Source organism: Streptomyces ardesiacus (assembly GCF_003112575.1).
Taxonomy (GTDB): domain Bacteria; phylum Actinomycetota; class Actinomycetes; order Streptomycetales; family Streptomycetaceae; genus Streptomyces; species Streptomyces ardesiacus.
Genome location: NZ_BEWC01000007.1, coordinates 121,307 through 141,805 on the forward strand (window position 1 = coordinate 121,307; position 20,499 = coordinate 141,805).

The window sequence follows — 20,499 nt, forward strand, 5'->3', positions numbered from 1 at the left end:
GTCGCGAGGGGAGGGACGAACACGTGGAGCAGGAGAAGGAACCGCCGCGGGAGCAGCCCGCGAGGGCCTCGTGCCCGGAGTGCGGCACGCCCAGGGCGGCCGACAACACGCCGTCCTGCGCCTGCGGCACCAGGGCCGCCGACGCCCTGCGCGACGCGCGCACGGCCCAGGCGGCGGCAGCGGAGGACTTCGACCCGCTGCGCATACGGCCGTACGTGGAGCTGGACGGCGCCGGGGAGCCCTCGGACCCGCCGCCCGACGCATCCGGCGGGCGCCCGGTCCCGCCCCCGTCCGACCCGGACGCCACGATGACGCTGCGCGCGGTCGATGCGGACGCGGGCACCGGTACCGGCGCGGCTGCCGGCGCGTCCGAGCGGGACGTGCGGGCGACTTCGGCGCTGCCGACGCCCCTCGCCCCTTCGGCCGGGGCGCCCAGCGCGCACGACCTGCGCCTGTTCGACGCCTCCGCCACCGCGCCCCTCCCGCGGGTGGACCCGGGTGCGGAGGGCGCGGGCGCCGGAGAACGGCCCGCTCCCAAGCGCCGCAGGGGCGTGCTGCTGAGTGCCGCCGGAGCGGTCGTCGTCATGGTCGGCGCGGCGGGGTACGCCGGCGGGCTCTTCTCGTACGACGCCCCGTCGCGGGACGACGCGCTGCCGGACGAGGTGCGGGTGAGCGTGCCGGACCCGTCGACCGGGGAGGCCTCGCCGAGCACGGGAGCGAGCGCGTCCTCGGCCCCGCCGAGCGCCTCCGCCTCCCCCTCTCCCTCCGCGTCCGCCTCGGCGTCGGAGAGCGCGAGCGCCTCGGCCTCGCCGTCCCCGTCGGCGTCGAGCGCCTCGCCCACACCGTCCCGGCCCGCGGAGCCGACGCAGAGCACGACCGCGCCGGCCGTCGGCGCCCCGTCGGAGTCCGAGCACCAGGACGACCCCGGCGGCGGCCCCACGCTGCAGCGCGGCGACCAGGGCCCGGAGGTCGTGGAACTCCAGCAGCGCCTGGCCGGGATGAGGATGTACCGGGGCGACCTCAACGGCAACTTCAACCGCCAGGTCGAGGACGCGGTCCGCCAGTACCAGTGGTACCGCGGCATCTACACCGACGGAGTCGGCGTCTACGGCCCCGACACCCGCCGCAGACTGGAGTCGGAGCCCGGGGAGCGGTAGCCGGGCGGCCGTACGGCAGCGTCGTACGGCACCGACCACACGGGCCGCGGCCCTACAGGCCGCTGCCGCTCAGGCGGCGGCCCCGGGCACGGCAGCCGAGGACACCACCGCGGGCACCGCCACCGCGGAACACGACGACGGCCCGGAGACGGCGGCGGCCGCCCGCACCGCAGCCGCGGCCAAACGGCCCCGCGGACCGCCGCACCGCAGCGGCGGCGGGGGGCGAGGGCGTGACCGTCAGCCGATGTGCAGCCGCAGCGACCCGTCCGCGGCGGCCTCGACCCGCACCCGCGTCAGGTCCTCCACGACCACGTCCGGCCCGTGGAGCCCGGCACGCGGTCCGACCCCGACGACCCGCATGCCGGCGGCGCGCGCCGCGGTGATGCCGGCGCCGGAGTCCTCGAAGGCGATGCAGTCGGCGGGATCGACGCCCAGTTCGGCGGCGCCCTTGAGGAAGCCCTCCGGGTCGGGCTTGCTGGCGCCGACCGACTCGGCGGTGACCCGCACGTCCGGCTGAGCGAGCCCGGCGGCGGCCATGCGCGCGGTGGACAGGGCCACGTCCGCCGAGGTCACCAGGGCGTGCGGCAGGCCACGCAGCGAGGCCAGGAACTCCGGCGCGCCGGGGATCGCGACGACGCCCTCGGTGTCGGCGGTCTCCTCGGCGAGCATGCGCGCGTTGTCGGCGTGGTTCTGCTCCATGGGCCGGTCGGGCAGCAGCAGCGCCATCGAGGCGTATCCCTGCCGTCCGTGGACGACCTTCATGACCTCGTCGCCGTCCAGCCCGTGCCGGTCGGCCCAGCGCCGCCAGACGCGCTCGACGGCGGCGTCCGAGTTGACGAGGGTGCCGTCCATGTCGAGCAGCAGGGCACGGGCGGGCAGAACGGTGGCGGGGGTGGCCGTCATCGGCAGACTCCAAGGCGCGGGGAGGAAAACAAGGCGGCCCCGCCCGCCGGTCAGGGAGAACGGGCGGGAGCCACTTTGTTCATCCACGGTACAAAAAGACCGGGATTCGCGCCACCGGCCCGCGCCACCGCATCGGGCGGGGCCCCGCACCGGCGGCTCAGCCGGCGATCGCCTCCCACAGGCTCCACACGCCGAGTCCCAGCATGAGCACGGCCGCGATCTTCGTGATCAGCCCCAGCGGCACGCGCTTCATCAGGGCCTTCCCGCCGACGATGCCGAGCCCGGCCACCGCCCACAGCGCGAGCACCGCACCCAGGCCGACGGAGAGCGGATCGTCGTAGCGGGCCGCGAGGTTGGCCGTCATGATCTGCGTCAGGTCACCGAACTCGGCGACCAGGATGAGCATGAACCCGGCCCCGGAGACCTTCCAGAAGGACTGGTCCCGCGGCTTGCGGATCTCCTCGTCGTCCTCGTCCTTCTTCATCAGCAGCACGGCGGCGCCGCCCAGGAACAGCACACCGGTGATCGCGTGCACGAGTTGCTGGGGCAGCAGGGTCAGCACGCTTCCGGCCGCGACCGCGAGCACGACGTGCAGCAGGAAGGCGGCGGCCACGCCCGCGAAGACGTACGAGGCGCGGTAGCGGGTGCCGAGGACGAGGCCGGCGAGCGCGGTCTTGTCCGGCAGTTCGGCGAGGAAGACGACACCGAAGACGAGCGCCGTCACGGTCAGGCTGATCAAGGTTCCTCAATCGGTCGGGGCCGCCCCGCCGAGAGTGCTGGTTGCGCGGATTCCACCGTCTCCGCGACGCGCGACACCTCGGCACGGCAGCACACGGATCCACCCCTGCCGTACGGCACGGGCGTGCACTGCTTGCCGAAGGTCTCACTGGCCCGCCTCGCGCACGAGGCCTGCCTCCGGGCGCCGGCTCAGGCTGGCTGAGCAGTATGTCGACGGTCCGGCGAAGAGCTACTCCCCTTCTGCGCCGTCCATAGTACGCGAACCCGCGCACGCCCCCGAGGGCCGAAGGTCCCGTCGCACCCGTCGCCCGCGCGTTCCGTCACGAGTCCCGTCGCACGCCTAGACGTGCCATGCACACGTCACTAACTTCTTACCGACCGCACACCTGTGCGTCATGCGGCGTCGCGAGCATTCCCCTGCCCGCGCCCCAACACCCCCACACCCCAAGGGAGTTCGCATGCCGAAGTTCTACGCGCGTCGACGGCTCGGTTTCCTCGCCGCGTTCACCGGGCTCATAGCGTCCGCCGGGCTCCTCAACGGCCCGGCCGCCTCCGCCGCCCTCCCCACGCCGGTCAGCGCCGCGACCGCCCGCACCTACCTGGCCTCGCTCACGGTGGCCGCCGAGAACCGCACCGGCTACAACCGCGACCTCTTCCCGCACTGGATCACCCAGTCCGGCACCTGCAACACCCGCGAGACGGTCCTCAAGCGCGACGGCACGAACGTCGTCACCGACTCCTCCTGCGCCGCCACCAGCGGCAGTTGGTACTCCCCCTACGACGGCGCCACCTGGTCCGCCGCCTCCGACCTCGACATCGACCACCTCGTGCCGCTCGCCGAGGCCTGGGACTCCGGCGCCGGCTCCTGGACCACCGCCCGGCGGCAGGCCTTCGCCAACGACCTGACCCGGCCCCAGCTCATCGCGGTCACCGACAACGTCAACCAGTCCAAGGGCGACCAGGACCCGGCGACCTGGATGCCCTCGCGCACCGCCTACCGCTGCACCTACGTGCGCGCCTGGGTGCAGGTGAAGTACTACTACGACCTCTCGGTCGACTCCGCGGAGAAGTCCGCCCTGCAGGGCTACCTCGCCACCTGCTGACACCCCGCCCGGCACCCGGCCCCCGTACCGCCCCGTCGACCTCCCCGTTCCGCCCTCGGCGTCCCGATCGCCGGGGGCGGAACGGGGCCGGGTGCGGCACGGGGACCGGGTGCGGTACGGAGGCCGGGTGCGGTACGGGGGCCGGGTGCGGCCGCGACGGTACGCACACACCGCGGACGGCACGGACCGGGAACCGGCGCGGCCGAAAGGGGTGCCGGCCCGGGCGGATCCGGGTATGAATTGAGTCACATGAACGAGCCTCGCCGTGATCGTGGGAGCGCTCCCACCTGGTCCGGCGCCCGCGGCACACCGGTGACCGCACGTCAGGTTATGGCTAAATGTTGAACTTGCAAGTACTCATTAGGCACACCTAACGTGGGCAGCCCACTCGGTTCCGTCCCCCACCGGCCACGCCCCGGCCGGTCGACCGAAGGAGCAACCCCCCATGCCCGGACGCCCCACCCTGCCCGGACGCCTCGACGGCGCCGGCGCCCAGCCCTACGTCCTCGGCCTGTTCCGCATCGTCGTCAGCCTGCTCTTCGCCTGCCACGGCGCCGCCTCCCTCTTCGGCGTCCTCGGCGGCGCCGCGGGCTCGGGCGGCACCCTCGACGCGGGCACCTGGCCGGGCTGGTACGCGGCCGTGATCCAACTGGTCGGCGGCGGCCTGGTCCTGCTGGGCCTGGGCACCCGCCCGGCAGCGGTCATCTGCTCCGGCTCCATGGCCTACGCGTACTTCAAGGTGCACCAGCCGGGCGCCCTGTGGCCGCTGGAGAACGGCGGCGAGGCCCCCGCCATGTTCTGCTGGGCCTTCCTGCTGCTCGCCTTCACCGGTTCCGGCGCCTTCGGCCTGGACCGCCTCCTCGCCCGGCGCGCAGCCGAGCGGGAGCAGCCGGCCCCGGAGCGGCAGACACCGGTCGCCGCCTGACCCCGGTCGCTCCGGAACAGCGGTGCCTCCCTCGCGGGGGCACCGCTGTCGTGTGTCGGGGCGGACGGCACGCGGGGGGGGCGGGAGGGGACGGCGCGGGCAACGGCGTCGTGAACGCACCGCACCGCACGCACAAGCCCCCTGTGAACCCTCTGTCACACCCCGGGCGTACGCTGTATGGCTGTCATCGGCCGCTCCTGCCGTCCCCGCGTCTCGCGGCAAGGCCCGGCCCACGGGGGAGCTATCGGGAGTAGTGGTGGTCGAGAGTCTGGGAAGTATCGGGTCGCTGGTCAGCAGCCCATGGATCTACGTGCTGGTGGCCGTCTCGGTGCTCCTCGACATCTTCCTGCCGGTGCTGCCGAGCGGGGTCCTGGTGATCACGGCGGCGACGGCGGCGGCCGCCGGTTCGGGAGCCGCGGCCGCGGGGCGGGTCCCGCAGGACGTCCCCGACATCCTCGTCCTGACGCTCTGCGCCGCTGTCGCCTCCGTCGCCGGAGACCTGGCCGTCTACCGCCTCGCCTGGCGCGGCGGGGCGCGCCTGGACCGCGCCATCGCCCGTTCCCGGCGGCTGACCACCGCGCAGGAACGTCTTGGCGGGGCGCTGGCCCGCGGGGGCGGCGCCCTCGTCGTCCTGGCCCGCTTCGCCCCGGCGGGGCGCTCGGTCGTCTCCCTCGTCGCCGGGGCGGCCCACCGCCGGATCCGCGAGTTCCTCCCCTGGTCCGCACTCGCCGGGCTGGCCTGGGCCGCCTACAGCGTCGCCCTCGGCTACTTCGGCGGCCAGTGGCTGGGCGCGAGCTGGCTGGCGGCGGGAGTGTCGCTGGCGGCGCTCTTCGGCGCGGGGGCGGGCGCGGCGTACCTGATGCGCCGCCAGCCCCGGGCGACGGAGGCCTCGTAGCGGCCTCGTAGCGGCACGGACCGCGGGCGGCCTCGGCGCAGGGGGTCAGGAGGCGCGTCGCGCGCCCGCGCCTCCCCGTATCTCCAGGCCGTCCAGCAGCTCGGCGGTGGCGTCGGCGACGGCCTCGACGGCCCGTTCGAAGACCTCCCGGTTGTGTGCGGCGGGCGCGCGGAAGCCGGAGACCTTGCGGACGTACTGAAGGGCGGCGGCCCTGATCTCGTCCTCGGTGGCCTCCTCGGCCAGCACGGGCGGACGCAGGGTCTTGATACTGCGGCACATGACGTCAGTCCTCCTTGTCCAGGTCGACGCGCCAGTCGTTCGACCTGATCCAGTGGCCCTTCGGATACTCGAAGTCGGCCTGCCCGAGCAGCGTGAACCCGGCTTTCCGGCAGACCGCGTTGGACGCCGCGTGGCCGACGCCCGGGAACGCGTGCAGATACCGGTGCGACCCGGCCGCGCGAGCCTCCTCCCGTACGGCCAGGGCGGCCCGCACGGCCAGCCCGCGCCCCTGGAACTCCGGCAGCACGCCCCACCCGGTCTCCCATGTCTCGGCGCCCTGCCAGGTCCGCTGCCAGTACCCGACGGAGCCGACCGTCTCGCCGCCGTCCGCCAGGGTCACCCGGTACATCCGCCCCGCCGCCGGCTCGACGTACCGCCGGTGCCGGGCCAGGAGACGGTCCTCGCTCTCCGGGCCGCCCAGGTACGCGGTCGCCTCCGGGCTGTTGAGCCTGCGCAGCAGCCACAGGTCCTCCTCCGCCCAGGGGACCAGGCGCACCCGCTCCCCGCCGACTCCGGTCCGCTCGCTCACGCCGTCCATGTGTTCACGGTAGGGCAGGGGTCCGACAGCCGCCCCGGGCCGGGACGCCACCCGTTCGCGTGAACCGCGGAAGGGAACGCGCGCCTCAAAATCGAACAGGCGTATCATTGAAATGTGGCTACGACCTATGATTTTCCCAGTGATCTCCTCGCCGGTCAGGAGGAACTGCATCAGGTCCGGGCCGAGCTGTCGGCCCTGCTGAAGAGACTTCCGTGGTCCGTCGAACCGCTCGACGGGTTCAGCGACGACAACGGCTGGCGCAAGGTCGAGCGCCCCGCCTCGCCCGGCTGGTCGGCGGACGAGCAGGCCGAGGTGGAAAAGCTCCGGCAGCGCGAGCGCGAGCTGGCCGTGTTCGTCAGCACCCACCGCTACTGGTCGGAGACGACCGGCCCCGACCGGGTGCAGGCCCGGTCGGAGCTGAAGCACGCCCATGACGGCCCGCCTCCGCAGGCCCCGCCCGGGGACGCCTGAGCAGCGTCACCCGGGCAAGGCCCCGAGGGAGGGCGAGGACGGCCGGAAGCTCAGTCCCTGCCCTCCTTGCCCTCCTTGCCCTCCTTGCCGAGGAGCTTGTTCATCTCGGTGATCTCGGCGTTCTGTGCGGTGACGACGTCCTCGGCGAGGGCCTTGGCGGGGGCGTGGCGGCCCTTCGCCTTCTCGGTCCCGGCCATCTCGACGGCGCCCTCGTGGTGCTCGACCATCATGGTCAGGAACATCGTGTCGAACGCCCGGCCCGAGGCCCGCTCCAGCTTCGCCATGTCGGCGCCGTCCATCATCCCGGGCATGCCCGCGTGCCCCGAGTGGTCCGTGCCGCTCATCGCCTCCGGCACGTCCTCGCCCCAGGCCGTCAGCCAGCCGGTCATGGTCGTGATCTCCGGGTCCTGCGCCTTCTCGATGCGCGCGGCGAGGTCCTTGACCTCGGGCGACGCCGACCGGTCCGCGGCCAGCCGTGCCATGTCGAGCGCCTGCCGGTGGTGCGGGATCATGCCCTGCGCGAAGGCGACGTCCTGGGCGTTGTGGGCGTCCTCGCCGGTCTCGTTCCCGGCGCCGCCGTCCGCCTCGGCGCGGGCGGACGCGGAGCCGTGCGGGCTGCCCTCGTGACCGCTGCCGCTGCCGCCGTCGCCGTCGCCTCCGCAGGCGGCGAGGACGAACGCGGCGGCGGCCGTGGCCGCCACCAGGGCGGTGCGGCGCGTGCGGGTACGGATGCTGTTCATGGGTGAACTCCTGCTGTGAAAGGGGGGATCGACATGCCGGTGCACCGCGCCGCGCTCGGGCGGCGCGGGTGCGGGGGCGGTGTCTATATCCGCAGGAGCTGGAGTTCGGCGAGGGTGGGCGGCGCCCGCGCACCGTCCGGCGCGTCGAGCGCGTACACCCGTACGGTCCCCTCGCACACGACGACCGGGATCGGGTCGGGAACGGGCGCCGGCAGCACCGGTCCGTCGCTGACCGCGCCGGACGCGCACACCGCGTCGGCGTGCCGGAGGTGTCCGCCCCCGCAGGAACCGTCGCCCGGCGGGCACCCCGCGTGCGCCTCACTCGCGGGGGACGTGTGCGTACCCGTGTCCGCGGAGGCGGCCGCGGGCGCCGCCGGCGTGTGCGGCGGGTGCCCGGCGCCGTGTGCCGTGAGGCCGCCGCCGGGCGCCAGTCCGTGCATGCCGAGGAGCCCGGCGAGCAGTCCGAGCACGCACACGGCCCGCCACCACCGCGCGGGCGGTCGCCGGAGGTGCTGCTCGGGGCTCGTCACGGACCTCATCCTAGGGAGAGCGGCGAGGACCGCACGCGCAAGGCCCCCGGAAGAACTCCGGGGGCCTTCGCGCCGACGACGGCGCCGGTCCTGGTGGGCGCGGACGGTTTCGAACCGCCGACATCCTGCTTGTAAGGCAGGCGCTCTACCCCTGAGCTACGCACCCAGGACGAGTCGACAGCCTACATGGCCCGGTGCACCGCCCGGCAAACGCGTTCGCCGCTCCCGGACGGACGGGCCGGGGGTTAACCCCACCCCGTATCCGGTAGCGGCCCGGATCCCGGCGGGGACCCGGGCTCCCTAGGGTCGAAGAGCCTCACCGGAAGGTCCCCGCCACCGCGGAGCGGCCCCGGGTGCGGCACCTCGTCGTCCGTTCCAGGGGGAGACCGCCATGCCCGCCCGTACCGTTCCCGTCCGCGCGCTCGCCGCCGCCGGTGCCGTCGCCGTCCTCGTCGCGGGCCTGAGCGCCTGCGCCTCCGCCTCGGACGACAAGGACCCCGAGCACCGGTCGTTCGCCCTCCCGGGCCGCACGCTCACCGTCGACTCCGACGACTCCGCCCTGGAGCTGGTCGCCTCGGACGACCAGGAGTCCGGGAAGGTCCGGGTCACCCGGTGGTTCTCCGGGTCGGTCGCCGTCGGTTCGAACCCCGAGGTGACCTGGAAGATGGACGGCGACCGGCTGGTGCTGCGGATGCACTGCTCCGGGCTGATCGCCGACTGCTCGGCCAAGCACCGCGTCGTGGTGCCGCGCGGCGTCGCCGTCAAGGTGAAGGACGGGGACGGCAGCGTGCGGGCGAGCGGCTTCCGGGACGCGCTGGCCATCCGTACCGGCGACGGTTCCGTGCACGTCACCGATGCGACCGGGCCGCTGGAGCTGCGCACCGACGACGGCTCCGTGCGGGCCGAGGTGTCCTCCCGCCACGTGCGCGCGCACACCGGCGACGGCTCGGTCCGGCTGCGGCTCGGTGCCGTACCGGACCGGGTGGAGTCCCGTACGGGCGACGGCTCCGTGACCATCTCGCTGCCCCGGGCCACGTACAAGGTGACGACGGACACCGGGGACGGCTCGGTCGACGTGTCCGTGCCCACGGACGGCGCCAGCGCGCACGTGGTCGACGCCCGGTCCGGTGACGGCAACATCACGGTCCGGACCGCGAACTGACCGGCCCGTGTGTTCGTCCTCTACGGGTGGGAGAATGAACCCGGGCAGGACGGACGACACGGGAGAGTGATGTGACGGCGACGCCATCGCAGCCGTACTCGCCGATGGCGGTGCGCGCCCGGCGCGCGCCGCGCCGCTCCCGCCGCCGGGCGCCCGGCGCGGCCCGTGACGCGGTGGTCCTGATGGGCCTGCCCCTGCTCGCGGTGCTGGCCCTGCCCGCCGCGTTCGCCGGGGGCGGCACGCGGCGCTGGTTCGGCGGGCGGGCCGAGAGCCAGCGGGCCGAGGCCCAGGCCGCGAAGGACGACGCGGCCGCCGCCTTCTACGAGCTGGACACCGCCCAGCGGGACCTGCGGATCTCGATAGAGACGATCGCGGCCGTCGACTCCTCCCCCGCCGCCCGGCGCGCCGTCTCCGGCTTCGAGGCCCTCGGCCGGCGCATCGACGAGGCCAGCCACCAGTACATCAGCGCCGTCGACGCCCACGACCTGGACCGGGACGACCTGGAGGCCTCCGCCGCCTCCCGCGCCCGCACCGAACTGACCGCCGCCAGGACCGAGCTGGGCCGGGTCAAGCAGGACCTCGACCGCTTCGCCGAGGGCCTCGGTCCTCTCCTCGGCAAGGCCGAGACCCAGTTGGCCCGGCTGGCCCCCGCCGTGGAGCGCGCCCGGCAGGCCCTGATGGCCGCCTCCAACGCCCTGGACGCCGTACGCCAAGCGGGTCTGAAGGCGGACGACCTCGCCGCCCGGCTCGCCGCCCTCGGCCCGGAGCTGACCCGGCTGAACCAGGGCGCGGGACAGCACGGGGTGCCCGAGACCCTGGAGCGCGCCGAGCGGGTCACCCGGGAGGCCGAGGCGGTCCGCGCCGAGGCGGAACGGCTGCCCGAGCGCGCCGCCGAGATCGACCACCGCCTGGTCTCCCTGCGCACCCGCGCCCAGGCCCTGAGCACCCGCACCGGGCAGGTCGAGCCGGTCCTGAGCGAGCTGCGGCGCCGCTTCACCGCCGCCTGCTGGCAGGACCTCCAGCACGTGCCGGACCAGGCCGCCGAATCGGTTCGGCAGGCCGAGCGCAAGCTGTCCGAGGCGCAGGCCGCCCGCGACGCACAGCGCTGGCCCGACGCGACCGCCCTGCTGTCGACGGTACGAGCGCTGCTGAACTCCACCGACGAGGCCGTCTCGGCCGCCGGCGACCGGCTGAGCCGGCTGAACGCCGTGCAGAAGGACCCGCAGCAGGAGATCGAGCGCACCCGCTTCGCCGTCCGCGACGCCCAGCGCCTGGCCATGGCCGGGCGCAACACCCCCGAGCCCCGTCACGCGCGCCCCCTGGACGACGCCGTGGCCCGGCTGGAGCGGGCGACCGGCACGCTGGAGGGGCGCCACCCCGACTACTGGCACTTCCTGACGGAGACGGAGGCCGTGCGGCAGGCGGTGGCCCAGGTCGTCACCCGGATCCGCGAGGAGCGCGGGGCGGGTCACTGACCGCCTCGCACGACCGGGGTCCGCCGCCCGGCCGTGCCGGTTAACCTGTGCGCATGCCTCGCTACGAGTACCGCTGCCGGAGCTGCGGCGACACCTTCGAACTGAGCCGTCCCATGGCCGAGTCCTCCGCTCCCGCCGCCTGCCCGGCGGGCCACGAGGACACGGTGAAGCTGCTGTCGACGGTCGCGGTCGGCGGCTCGGCCTCCGCGCCCGCGCCCTCGTCGGGCGGCGGCGGTGGCGGCTGCTGCGGTGGGGGCTGCTGCGGCTGATCCCGGCGGGGCCGCGCTCCCGGCGGGCGCGGCCGCCCGGTGCCCTTTCCTCAGGCTCCCTTCAGCCGCGTTCTCCTAGCGTGGCGTCATGACAGCCATCGCAGCGCAGCCGGCCGCGGACAGCGGCCCGGCCCCGCAGTGGATCAACGACCTCATGGACGCCCTCGGAGCGCCGGGCGCCGGTCTCGCCATCGCCCTGGAGAACCTCTTCCCTCCGCTGCCGAGCGAGGTGATCCTGCCGCTCGCCGGGTTCGCCGCGAGTTCCGGCCGGATGAACCTGATCGCCGTCCTGCTGTGGACGACGGCGGGTTCGGTGATCGGCGCGCTCGCCCTGTACGGGATCGGTGCCCTGCTCGGCCGGGACCGCACGGTGGCGCTGGCGGGCAGGCTGCCGCTGGTGAAGGTGTCCGACATCGAGAAGACGGAGGCCTGGTTCCTCAAGCACGGGACGAAGGCCGTCCTCTTCGGCCGGATGATCCCCGTCTTCCGCAGCCTGATCTCCGTCCCCGCGGGTGTCGAGCGGATGCGGCTGCCCGTCTTCCTGGCCCTGACGACCCTGGGCAGCGCGATCTGGAACACGGTGTTCGTCCTGGCCGGCTACGCGCTGGGCGACAACTGGTCCGAGGTCTCGGGCATCGCGTCGGCCTACTCGAAGGTGGTCCTCGCCGGGGCCGCCCTGGCGCTGCTGGTCTTCGCCGGCCTGCGCCTGCTGCGGCCGGGCGCCGGCCACCGCAGGCGGGGCGGCCGGGGACGCGGCGGAGGCCCGCGGGACGGGCTCAGCGAGCCGGGCGCGCCGCGCGCAGGAACTCCCGGAGGATCCGCTCCCCGGCCGGCACGCCGCGCTCGGGCAAGGCGCTGACCGTCGGGGCCGTCCACCCGGAGTCGGCCAGCTCGCCGTGGCCCGGGCGCCAGCCGCGGTCGGCGGCGAGGAGCAGGTCGGCGTCGAGGAGCGAGTCGCCCGCGGCGAGGGTGAGTCCGGCACCGGTGCGGCGGGCGACCTCGCGCACGGCGGCGCTCTTGGTGAGCGGCTTGGGCACGGCGTAGACCTTGCGGCCCTGGAGGGAGACGGTCCAGCCGCGGTTCTCGGCCCACACGGCGAGTTCCTTCACCCAGTCCGGGGGCAGCAGGTCGCGTTCGACGACCAGGTAGGCGAAGAGGTCCTCGGCGACCCGGTGCTTGCGCGCCCACAGCGGGTCGGCCGTGTTCATCAGGTGGTCGCGGACCTCGGCCAGCGAGGCGCATTCGTCGGCCAGCCGGGCGGTCACCCGGGCGTGCCAGGCGGGGTCGGAGACGCCGTCCACGAGCAGGTGGCCGCCGTTGGCGCAGATCGCGTACTCGGGCGCGGGACCGGGGAGGCTGATGCGCCGGTACTGCTCGCGGGTCCGGGTGGTGGTCGGCACGAAGACCGCCGTGTCGGCGAGTTCGGCGAGCAGGCGGGCGGCCGTCTCCGTCAGGTAGGACAGGGGCCGGCCCTCGTAGACCTCCACGCACAGCAGGCGCGGCGCCTCCGCGTCGGGCACGGTCAGGCCGAGCGCGGCGGCGGAGTAGATGAGCGTGCGGTCGAGGTCGCTGGCGACGAGCACCGGCATCAGAGCGTCACCGCCTTGCCGTCGGCGCCGGTGGCGCCCCGCGTGTACCGGGGGTGGATGAGCCCGACGCAGGTGTACGGCAGGCCGTCGACCTCCTCCACGGGCACGCCCCGCTGCTCGGCCAGCAGGCGGACGTGGTCCAGGTCGGCGCCGGCGCCGGAGCGGGCCAGCACCTTCCACGGAACGCGGCGCAGCATCACCCGCGTGGTCTCGCCGACGCCGGGCTTGACGAGGTTCACGTCGTGGATGCCGTACTCCTCGCTGATGCGCTCCACGGCCGCCCAGCCCTCCCACGTGGGCGTGCGGTCGGCGGAGAGGAGGTCCTTGGCCTGGGCGCCGACCGATTCCGTGACGTCCGGGAAGCGGGCGGAGACGGCGTCGAGGAAGGCCCGGGACAGGTCGGCGGCGGCCAGCTCGCGGTAGAACTTGGCGCCGTGGAAGTCGTGCGGGCCGACCAGGTCGGCGCGGAGCACGGTGCGCGATATCAGCCCGGAGACGGTGGAGTTGAGGCACGCGGAGGGGATGAGGAAGTCGTCACGGGTGCCGTAGGTGCGCACGCAGGAGCCGGGGTCGGCCAGTACGGCGATCTCCGGGTCGAAGCCGGTGACCCCGTCGGACGCCTCGAAGTCGCGCAGGGCGGCGGCAAGTTCGCGGGTGATGGCGCCCTTGCCGGTCCAGCCGTCGACGAAGACGACGTCGGCGGGGTCGTGGTGGGCGGCCAGCCAGCGCAGGGCGTTGGCGTCGATGCCCCGGCCCCGGACGATCGACACCGCGTAGTGCGGGAGGTCGAGACCGTGGCGGAAGTGCGCCCAGCGGCGCATCAGGACGCCGACGGGGGTGCCCGCCCGGGCGAGGGAGACGAGGACGGGGCGGGGCGAGCGCTCCGCGAGCACGACCTCGGTGACGGCGCCGACGGCGCGCGCCAGCCGGGCGGCGGACGCCTCCAGCGCCGCGTGGAACAGCTCCTGGTACTGCTCGCTGGGCTGGTACTCCACGGGCAGCGACTCGGCGTAGTGGGCGCCGCCGCGCTGGATGGCCTCCTCGCGCTCCTCGGTCGGCGCCTCCAGGGTCACCTCGGAGAGGTCCTGGAGGAGCCAGCCGACCTCGTCGGGCGCGTACGAGGAGAAGGCGGGGCCGCGCAGCGGCTCGGGCAGCATGGAGGGCCTTTCGGGGGCGTGCGGGGCCCGCGGGACGTACGACGGGACGACCGCGAGCAGGACGTGCGGGACGTGGGCGGCGAGCCGGGAGGCCAGTCCGTCCGGGGCGTGCAGCGCGGGGGTGTCGGCGACCGAGTCGACGACGGCGACCACGGCGTCGAAGCCGGCGCCCGCGACGTTGTAGGCGTAGCGCTCGCCGGGGCCGTCGTCCGGGTCGTCGTGGGCGGGGAAGACCAGGCGGGTGCGGATGGCGTAGCCGGGGTCGTCGACGGCTAGGACGGGTGAGCGGGTGGTGGTCGAGTAGCGCACGTCGACGCCGTCGCCGACGGTCTGCTCCAGCGCGTGGGCCAGGCGCAGGGGGGCGTACATGAGTTCCTCGAAGCCGAGGACGAGCACGCGCCGGGCCCCGGCCGGCAGGGCCCGGGCGATCCGCGCCGCCATGCCGGGCAGGGCGCCCTCCAGCCGGTCCCGGTCCGCGGCGGTGAACCCGTGCCGTCCGCCGTCGGGCACGTCACGGGGCCAGCGCAGGTCGACGCGTGCGACGGAGCCGGACGGCGCCGCCGCCGGGCGGGCCGGTTCCGTGGCCGCCGCCTCGTGCCGGGCGACCAGTTCCTGCCCCTTGGCCAGCACGCCCGGCGGCAGCCGGACCGTTCCGGAGGCGGTGGTCACCAGGTCGACGCGGGCGCCGATCTCCCGGGCGAAGTCGTCCAGGCGGCCGGCGTCGGCGGGCGAGCGCATGTCGACGAGGGCCACCACCACGTACCGCGTGCGGGGGTAGCGCTCGTGCAGGGCGCGGACGGTGTTGAGCACCGTGTTGCCGGTGGAGAACTCGTCGTCGACGAGGACCAGCGGACCGTCCCCGGCCAGCAGTGCCGGGTCCTCGGGCAGCAGGAGGTGGGAGGTCGCGTGCGAGTGGGACTCCTCGAAGCCGCCCGCGCGGGCGACCCCGGCGACCGCCCGGCGGGTGGAGTGCAGGTACGGGGCGGGGCCCAGGCCGTCGGCGACGGAGTGGCCCAGCCCGGTGGCGGTCTCCGCGTAGCCGAGGACGACCGCGCGGGCGGCCGCCTCGGCGCCGAGCAGGTCGCGCACGCGCCGGCCGAGGGCGACGCCGTGGCCGTAGACGACGGAGGGCGACTGCGGGACGTGCTTGCCGAGCACGTGGGAGACGAGCAGGTGCGCCCGCTTGGGGTTGCGGCGCAGGGCGAGCCCCAGCAGGCCGGTCAGCGCCTCGTCGCCGGTGAGTTCGACGCCGAGCCGCTCGGCGACCCAGGTGCCGGACCAGACTCCGGCCTCGTCGCCCACGGCGTGCGCGGCGTGCGCCCTGTCGGTCATGTACTCGTGCCTCCCGTCGTGCGCCGCGGCGTGTGCCCGGCGTCGGTCATGGATCGCTTGCGTCCGGTCGCCCGGCGTTCAGTCGGACAGGCCGGCGGCGAGCAGTTCCACGAAGCCGATGTCCTCGTTCGCCACCCCGAAGACCTCGGCGCGCAGCAGGGTCCGCTCGGCCCAGGCGCGGTGGGGCTTCACCTCGTTCATCTTGTTGGTGTACGCCGACCTCATCACGCCCCCGCCGCACCGTTCGGGCCGCAGGATGTCCTGGGCGTCGCTGAACTCCTCGTGGCTGACGACGGACAGCGCGTGCACGGGGAGCACGTGCGAGGGGTGGATGCAGGTCTTGCCCAGCAGGCCGTTGGCCCGGTCCAGGGAGATCTCGCGCAGCAGGCCGTCCATCGAGTGCTCGATGAGCTTCTGGCGCAGTTCGACGGCCTGTCCCTCGAGGAAGGGGCTCTGGCGCAGTTGTGGTTTGAACATGCGCTCCTGGACGCGGAAGTACTCCCACACGGGCCCGGTCACCGTGAAGCCGGTGCCGTCGGCGCGGGCGAGCATGTTCACCACGTCGGCGATCACGGAGGCGACGATCTGCACGTCGTAGGCCGTCATGTCGGGGCCTCTGCGCAGCCCGTAGGAGGAGCAGAAGTCGGTCACGCCGAGCCGCAGGGCGAGCACGCGGTCGCGGTACTTGTCGACCGCGCGGAAGATCCCCTCCAGCGTCTGCACCCGCGACTCGCGGTAGAGCAGGTCGGGGGACTCGAGCACGGGCATGGCGAAGAGCCTGCGGCCGGTGGCGGCCTCGGCGGCGGTGAGCGCCTCCAGGAAGGGCACGCCGCGTTCCTCGGTGAACTTCGGCAGCACGAATCCGGACAGCAGCCGCACGGCGGGGCCCAGGCGCCGCACGAGGTCGGGTATCTGCTCGGGGGTGCGGACCCGGACGAACAGGAGCGGGATGCCGTCGCCGGAACGTTCCGCCAGGTCCGTGAGATGGCGGACGAGGTTCTCCTCGCCGAACGGCACCTCGGCGTCGTCGATCGAGTCCTCCAGGCACAGGACCATCGACACCACTCCGCGCGCGCCCTGCTTCAGGATGTCGTCGGCGAGGCTCGGCCGGGTGGCCGGGCTGTAGAGGGTGGCGCCCAGGGCCGCGGACAGCAGCCGGGCCGGGGAGTCGGCCGTGAAGGAACAGGGCTCCTGGTGGAAGAGCCGCTTCCGCACTTCAGGGGCCATCTGTCCGAAGTGACGCATCTGAACTCCCCCGTGGTGTCTGGGCAACCTGTGAACCGCCGAAAGGTGGCCGGTAATAGTACGTACGTATCCATGTCGGAGGTTCCCACCGGGCATGAATTCCAGGTAACCCGGCCGTGTCGGCGGCGGCGACCCGGGGCACGCGCGCCGGTGCCGCGTACCCGCCCCCGCATTGTCGTGACCAGGACGGAGAGGGCAGGATGACGGCATGACGCACGCGATGCTGAAGGGGTCGAACGTCCCGCTGCAAGCCACCACGGTACGCGCCGTGCTGCGCTGGGCCCCCGGGCAGGGGGTCCCCGACGTGGACGCCTCCGCGCTGCTGCTGGGGACGGACGGCCGTGTGCGTTCGGACGAGGACTTCGTCTTCTACAACCAGCCCCGGCATCCCTCCGGCCAGGTCTGGCGGCTCGGCAAGAAGCGGGTGGCCGAGGGCCTGACCGACACGATCCAGACGGACCTCTCGGGCGTCGAACCCTCCGTGGCCCGCATCCTGCTGGTCGCCTCGGCGGACGGCGCCGCCTTCGACCGGGCCGCGTCGCTGCGCATCCTGCTGTACGACGCGGCGGCCGGCGACGCGGAACCGCTGGCCCACTTCGACGTCAAGCCGGAGACGGGCCAGGAGACGGCGCTGATCTGCGGCGAGCTGTACCGGCGCGGGGAGGGCTGGAAGTTCCGGGCGCTGGGCGAGGGGTACTCCAACGGGCTCAAGGGCCTGGCGACCGACTTCGGCATCTCGGTGGACGAGTCGGAGGGGGCGGACGAGTCGGAGGGGGCGGACGGTCTCATGTCGGCGCCCAGGCCCGAACCGGCCGCGCCGGCTCCCGCGCCCTCCGTTCCGTCCCAGTCCGTCCCCGGACCGCCCACGCCCGCCCAGTCCGCGTCGGCCCCGTCCGTGCCCGCTCCGCCGGTGACCGGGCCCGAGCAGCCGACGGCGGTGCAGCCCCTGCCCGACGTCTCGCGTCCGCTGCCGCCCGAGCAGCCCGCAGGCGTGCCCGCGCAGCCCGGATACGGCTACCCCCAGCAGCCGGCCGCACAGCCCGCGTACGGCTACCCCCAGCCGCCGGCCGCCCGGCCGGGGTACGGGTACCCGCAGGCGCCCGCCGCGGCCGGGGTCGCCGGGGCGCAGGCCGGTTACGGCTATCCGCAGCCGGTCACGGGGGCGCCCGACCCGGACTTCCGGCTGCCCCCGCAGGGACCGCAGTTCGTCGGCCGGTAGGCGTCGTCCGGCACCCCGGGCGCGGCCCGGACGCGGCGCTAGGCCTTGCTCTTGTGCCCCCGGCCCCACTGCAGTCCCCACCCGTAGAGCCGGTCCAGTTCGCCCTGGAAGCCGTAGACGAACTTCACCTCGCGGCGGACGACGATCTCGTCCTTGACGTTCTCGATCATCACCACGGCGCAGGACCGGGCCTGCGGATGGCGCTCGTCGAGGCCTATCTCGATCCGGGGGCCGTTGCTCGGGTAGAGCGTGACGACGGCGTGCGTCCGGTCGAAGGCGGGGGTCTGGTCGTAGATGTAGGCGAAGAGCAGCAGGCGCTTGATGGCGTCCTTGTGGTCGAGGTTGATGTAGAGCGTCTCGCCGGAGGCCGAGCCGAAACGGTCGTCGCCGCTGAGCTTGACGTAGGGCGGGGCGTTCACCTCGCCCAGGAAGCCGCCGAGCGGCTGGACCACCCCGCGGGTGCCGTCCTTCAGTTCGTAGAGGCAGCCGAGGTCGAGGTCGACGTTGACCATGCTCTGGCTGTGGCCCACGACCTCGGGGGGCTTGAGGGCCTTGAAGGGGTGCCGCAGCAGGCTCTCGCGCTGGACGCCCGAGATGTCGGAGGTCCGCATCCGCCAGGAGAGGTTGACGCGGAGGTTGCCGGTCGCCGCGCCCTGCTTGGTCAGGGAGACCTGGCTGTGCCGTTTGGTGAGCTGGATGGAGTTGGTCGCCGCGCTGCCCGAGTCGAACTCGGACTCGCGGCCTCGCCACAGCCCGTCCAAGAAGCCCATTCCCGCCCCACCTTCGCGTCACCGCCGACGGGGCGGCCCCGAGGAGTCGTCCTCGTCGGCCGCCCCGCTCAGAGCGTTCCTCGTCCGGGCCGGGTTCACACCCGGGGCACGGGCGCACCGGGAGCGCGTGCCGGCCCGGAGTCGGCAATCACACCCCGGAGGAGACCTCCGCCTTCGGCTGATCGCCGTTCCCCTCCGCCGCCAGGGCTCGGTTGCGGCGCACGGAGGACCAGAAGGACCAGGCGATGAGGACGACGCCGACGAGGCCGGTGATGATCTCGTGGATCTGGTACTGGATGGTGACCAGCAGGATGAGGGCGAGGGCGCCGATGGCGTAGTGGGCGCCGTGCTCCAGGTAGACGTAGTCGTCCAGGGTGCCCTGGCGGACCAGGTAGACGGTCAGGGAGCGGACGTACATGGCGCCGATGCCGAGGCCGAGGGCCATCAGGACGATGTCGTTGGTGATGGCGAAGGCGCCGATGACGCCGTCGAAGGAGAACGACGCGTCCAGGACCTCCAGGTAGAGGAACATGAAGAACGCGGCCTTGCCCGCCAGCTTGACGGCCGACTTGGGCTTGCCGGTGCGGGCGGCCTGCTCTTCCTCCTCGTGCTCGCGTTCCTCCTCCTCTTCGAGTTTGTCCTCGAAGTAGCCGGAGAGACCGCCGACGATCATGTAGGTGATCAGACCCGCGATCCCCGCGAGGAGCACGGTCTCCGCCTTGTCGGCGTGGGCGCCGCCGTGCTGGTGGGCGTGGGCGCCGAAGGTGAGCGCGGAGACCAGCAGCACGACCAGGGCGATGCAGACCGACAGCATGTCGACCTTGCCGAGCTTGGCCAGCGGACGCTCCAGCCAGGCCAGCCACTTGATGTCCCGGTCCTCGAAGATGAAGTCCAGGAAGATCATCAGCAGGAACATGCCACCGAAGGCGGCGATCGACGGGTGGGCGTCGGTCACCAGTTCCTGGTAGCGGTCCTTGTCGGTGAGGGCGAGGTCGACGGCCTCGATCGGTCCGAGCTGGGCGCTGATGGCGACGATGACGACCGGGAAGACCAGGCGCATGCCGAACACGGCGATGAGGATGCCGACGGTGAGGAAGATCTTCTGCCAGAAGGCATTCATCTTCTTCAGGATCCCGGCGTTGACCACCGCGTTGTCGAAGGACAGCGAGATCTCCAGGATGGAAAGGATCGCCACAATGCCGAAAGCGGTCCACCCCCCGTAGAAGACCGCTGCGACCAGGCCGAGCGCGGTGACCGCGAACGACCAGCCGAAGGTTTTCAGAAGCACTGGCTACCCAATCGTGTGTGTACGGGGCTCCCCCGCGCCGTACTCGGCTTTACGAAACGTTGACTCCGAAGTCTAGAGCGATACCACGGAGCCCCGACGCATACCCCTGCCCCACTGCACGGAACTTCCACTCGCCCTGGTAGCGGTAGAGCTCGCCGAAGATCATCGCGGTCTCCGTGGAGGCGTCCTCACTGAGGTCGTAGCGGGCCAGTTCCTGACCGTCGGCCTGGTTGACGACCCGGATGAAGGCGTTGCTGACCTGGCCGAAGGTCTGGCCGCGCTCGTCGGCCATGTGGATCGAGACCGGGAAGACGATCTTGTCGCAGTGGGCGGGCACCCTGGAGAGGTCGATCAGCAGCGACTCGTCGTCGCCCTCGCCCTCACCGGTGAGATTGTCGCCGGTGTGCTCGATCGAGCCGTCCGGGCTCGTGAGCTGGTTGTAGAAGACGAACCACTCGTCGCCGAGCACCCGTCCGCCGCTGCACACGAGCGCGCTCGCGTCGAGGTCGAAGGGTGCTCCGGTGGTGGAACGCGCGTCCCAGCCGAGCCCGACCAGTACCTGCGTGAGGTTCGGTGCGGCCTTGGACAGGGAGACGTTGCCGCCCTTGGCAAGCGTGACGCCCATGATGAAGGTCCCTCCCCGGGTGATGATTCTTGGGTTTCCTGCGCGTCCGGCGCCGCACGTAAACCGTGCGGCGCCGGACGTGTCGAGAC

General features: G+C 73.5%; 22 protein-coding genes and 1 tRNA gene. 10 read left to right on the forward strand and 13 right to left on the reverse strand.

All coding sequences use genetic code 11. The features are described 5' to 3' along the window. The first annotated feature begins 23 nt into the window (after positions 1-23). Complete coding sequence (locus tag Sdi02f_RS22630) at positions 24-1,157, forward strand: peptidoglycan-binding protein (RefSeq protein WP_108933921.1); 1,134 nt, start codon at positions 24-26, stop codon at positions 1,155-1,157. A 237-nt stretch (positions 1,158-1,394) separates the two neighbouring features. Here the strand turns inward: Sdi02f_RS22630 and Sdi02f_RS22635 are convergent, their stop codons facing one another. Next, a complete protein-coding gene (locus Sdi02f_RS22635; RefSeq protein ID WP_031081500.1) occupies positions 1,395-2,060 on the reverse strand; it encodes an HAD family hydrolase in 666 nt (221 codons plus the stop codon). A gap of 157 nt (positions 2,061-2,217) precedes the next feature. Beyond that, positions 2,218-2,799: a TMEM165/GDT1 family protein gene (locus Sdi02f_RS22640; protein ID WP_030399707.1), complete on the reverse strand. Its 582-nt coding sequence runs from the start codon at positions 2,797-2,799 to the stop codon at positions 2,218-2,220. 457 nt (positions 2,800-3,256) lie between these two features. Between Sdi02f_RS22640 and Sdi02f_RS22645 the strand changes: the two genes are divergently transcribed. From Sdi02f_RS22645 to Sdi02f_RS22655, 3 genes are all read left to right on the forward strand, one after another. Beyond that, positions 3,257-3,901: an HNH endonuclease family protein gene (locus Sdi02f_RS22645; protein ID WP_030399708.1), complete on the forward strand. Its 645-nt coding sequence runs from the start codon at positions 3,257-3,259 to the stop codon at positions 3,899-3,901. Between the two features lie 445 nt (positions 3,902-4,346). Then, complete coding sequence (locus Sdi02f_RS22650) at positions 4,347-4,826, forward strand: DoxX family protein (protein WP_370592359.1); 480 nt, start codon at positions 4,347-4,349, stop codon at positions 4,824-4,826. A gap of 256 nt (positions 4,827-5,082) precedes the next feature. After that, the gene (locus tag Sdi02f_RS22655; protein ID WP_030399710.1) at positions 5,083-5,721 is read left to right on the forward strand and encodes a DedA family protein; all 639 of its coding nucleotides are present in this window, start codon (positions 5,083-5,085) and stop codon (positions 5,719-5,721) included. Between the two features lie 45 nt (positions 5,722-5,766). Here Sdi02f_RS22655 and Sdi02f_RS22660 read toward each other — a convergent pair whose 3' ends face one another. Both Sdi02f_RS22660 and Sdi02f_RS22665 read right to left on the reverse strand, forming a co-directional pair. Continuing rightward, a complete protein-coding gene (locus tag Sdi02f_RS22660; RefSeq protein ID WP_030399711.1) occupies positions 5,767-6,000 on the reverse strand; it encodes a DUF2277 domain-containing protein in 234 nt (77 codons plus the stop codon). Positions 6,001-6,004: 4 nt separating this feature from the next. Further along, positions 6,005-6,538, reverse strand: coding sequence for a GNAT family N-acetyltransferase (locus Sdi02f_RS22665; protein ID WP_245962232.1), 534 nt, complete (start codon positions 6,536-6,538; stop codon positions 6,005-6,007). Between the two features lie 114 nt (positions 6,539-6,652). On the opposite strand from Sdi02f_RS22665, the gene Sdi02f_RS22670 reads away from it, so the two are divergent. Then, positions 6,653-7,009: a DUF8825 domain-containing protein gene (locus Sdi02f_RS22670; protein ID WP_030399713.1), complete on the forward strand. Its 357-nt coding sequence runs from the start codon at positions 6,653-6,655 to the stop codon at positions 7,007-7,009. Positions 7,010-7,059: 50 nt separating this feature from the next. Here Sdi02f_RS22670 and Sdi02f_RS22675 read toward each other — a convergent pair whose 3' ends face one another. From Sdi02f_RS22675 to Sdi02f_RS22685, 3 genes are all read right to left on the reverse strand, one after another. Then, positions 7,060-7,749, reverse strand: a complete 690-nt coding sequence (locus tag Sdi02f_RS22675; RefSeq protein ID WP_108933923.1) for a DUF305 domain-containing protein — start codon at positions 7,747-7,749, stop codon at positions 7,060-7,062. Between the two features lie 83 nt (positions 7,750-7,832). Then, positions 7,833-8,279: a DUF6153 family protein gene (locus Sdi02f_RS22680; protein ID WP_159107667.1), complete on the reverse strand. Its 447-nt coding sequence runs from the start codon at positions 8,277-8,279 to the stop codon at positions 7,833-7,835. 91 nt (positions 8,280-8,370) lie between these two features. After that, positions 8,371-8,445, reverse strand: a tRNA-Val gene (locus tag Sdi02f_RS22685). A 225-nt stretch (positions 8,446-8,670) separates the two neighbouring features. On the opposite strand from Sdi02f_RS22685, the gene Sdi02f_RS22690 reads away from it, so the two are divergent. From Sdi02f_RS22690 to Sdi02f_RS22705, 4 genes are all read left to right on the forward strand, one after another. After that, positions 8,671-9,441 (forward strand): DUF4097 family beta strand repeat-containing protein, encoded by a 771-nt coding sequence (locus Sdi02f_RS22690; protein WP_108933925.1) that lies wholly within the window; start codon positions 8,671-8,673, stop codon positions 9,439-9,441. A 71-nt stretch (positions 9,442-9,512) separates the two neighbouring features. After that, entirely contained in the window at positions 9,513-10,916 is a 1,404-nt protein-coding gene (locus tag Sdi02f_RS22695; protein WP_108933926.1) for a hypothetical protein, read from the forward strand. Positions 10,917-10,969: 53 nt separating this feature from the next. Next, complete coding sequence (locus tag Sdi02f_RS22700; protein ID WP_030399718.1) at positions 10,970-11,185, forward strand: FmdB family zinc ribbon protein; 216 nt, start codon at positions 10,970-10,972, stop codon at positions 11,183-11,185. Positions 11,186-11,273: 88 nt separating this feature from the next. Continuing rightward, positions 11,274-12,044, forward strand: a complete 771-nt coding sequence (locus tag Sdi02f_RS22705; RefSeq protein WP_108933927.1) for a DedA family protein — start codon at positions 11,274-11,276, stop codon at positions 12,042-12,044. Here Sdi02f_RS22705 and Sdi02f_RS22710 read toward each other — a convergent pair. The 3 genes from Sdi02f_RS22710 to Sdi02f_RS22720 all read right to left on the reverse strand — a co-directional run bounded on the left by Sdi02f_RS22710 (position 11,962) and on the right by Sdi02f_RS22720 (position 16,508). Continuing rightward, positions 11,962-12,774 carry an HAD family hydrolase gene (locus Sdi02f_RS22710; protein ID WP_030399720.1) on the reverse strand — a complete coding sequence of 271 codons (813 nt, stop codon included), beginning with the start codon at positions 12,772-12,774 and terminating at the stop codon, positions 11,962-11,964. The genes Sdi02f_RS22705 and Sdi02f_RS22710 overlap by 83 nt on opposite strands. Then, positions 12,774-15,263, reverse strand: a complete 2,490-nt coding sequence (locus Sdi02f_RS22715; protein WP_108933928.1) for a phosphoribosyltransferase — start codon at positions 15,261-15,263, stop codon at positions 12,774-12,776. Before Sdi02f_RS22715 ends, Sdi02f_RS22710 begins: the two co-directional genes overlap by 1 nt. 78 nt (positions 15,264-15,341) lie before the next feature. After that, positions 15,342-16,508, reverse strand: coding sequence for an HpcH/HpaI aldolase/citrate lyase family protein (locus Sdi02f_RS22720; RefSeq protein ID WP_030399722.1), 1,167 nt, complete (start codon positions 16,506-16,508; stop codon positions 15,342-15,344). Between the two features lie 208 nt (positions 16,509-16,716). On the opposite strand from Sdi02f_RS22720, the gene Sdi02f_RS22725 reads away from it, so the two are divergent. Further along, positions 16,717-17,727, forward strand: a complete 1,011-nt coding sequence (locus Sdi02f_RS22725) for a TerD family protein (RefSeq protein ID WP_108933929.1) — start codon at positions 16,717-16,719, stop codon at positions 17,725-17,727. Between the two features lie 38 nt (positions 17,728-17,765). Here Sdi02f_RS22725 and Sdi02f_RS22730 read toward each other — a convergent pair whose 3' ends face one another. The 3 genes from Sdi02f_RS22730 to Sdi02f_RS22740 all read right to left on the reverse strand — a co-directional run bounded on the left by Sdi02f_RS22730 (position 17,766) and on the right by Sdi02f_RS22740 (position 20,410). Beyond that, positions 17,766-18,497: a TerD family protein gene (locus Sdi02f_RS22730; RefSeq protein ID WP_030399724.1), complete on the reverse strand. Its 732-nt coding sequence runs from the start codon at positions 18,495-18,497 to the stop codon at positions 17,766-17,768. 148 nt (positions 18,498-18,645) lie between these two features. Next, positions 18,646-19,785 carry a DUF475 domain-containing protein gene (locus Sdi02f_RS22735; protein WP_055467751.1) on the reverse strand — a complete coding sequence of 380 codons (1,140 nt, stop codon included), beginning with the start codon at positions 19,783-19,785 and terminating at the stop codon, positions 18,646-18,648. 49 nt (positions 19,786-19,834) lie between these two features. Continuing rightward, positions 19,835-20,410 (reverse strand): TerD family protein, encoded by a 576-nt coding sequence (locus Sdi02f_RS22740; protein ID WP_031081524.1) that lies wholly within the window; start codon positions 20,408-20,410, stop codon positions 19,835-19,837. Positions 20,411-20,499: the final 89 nt, after the last annotated feature.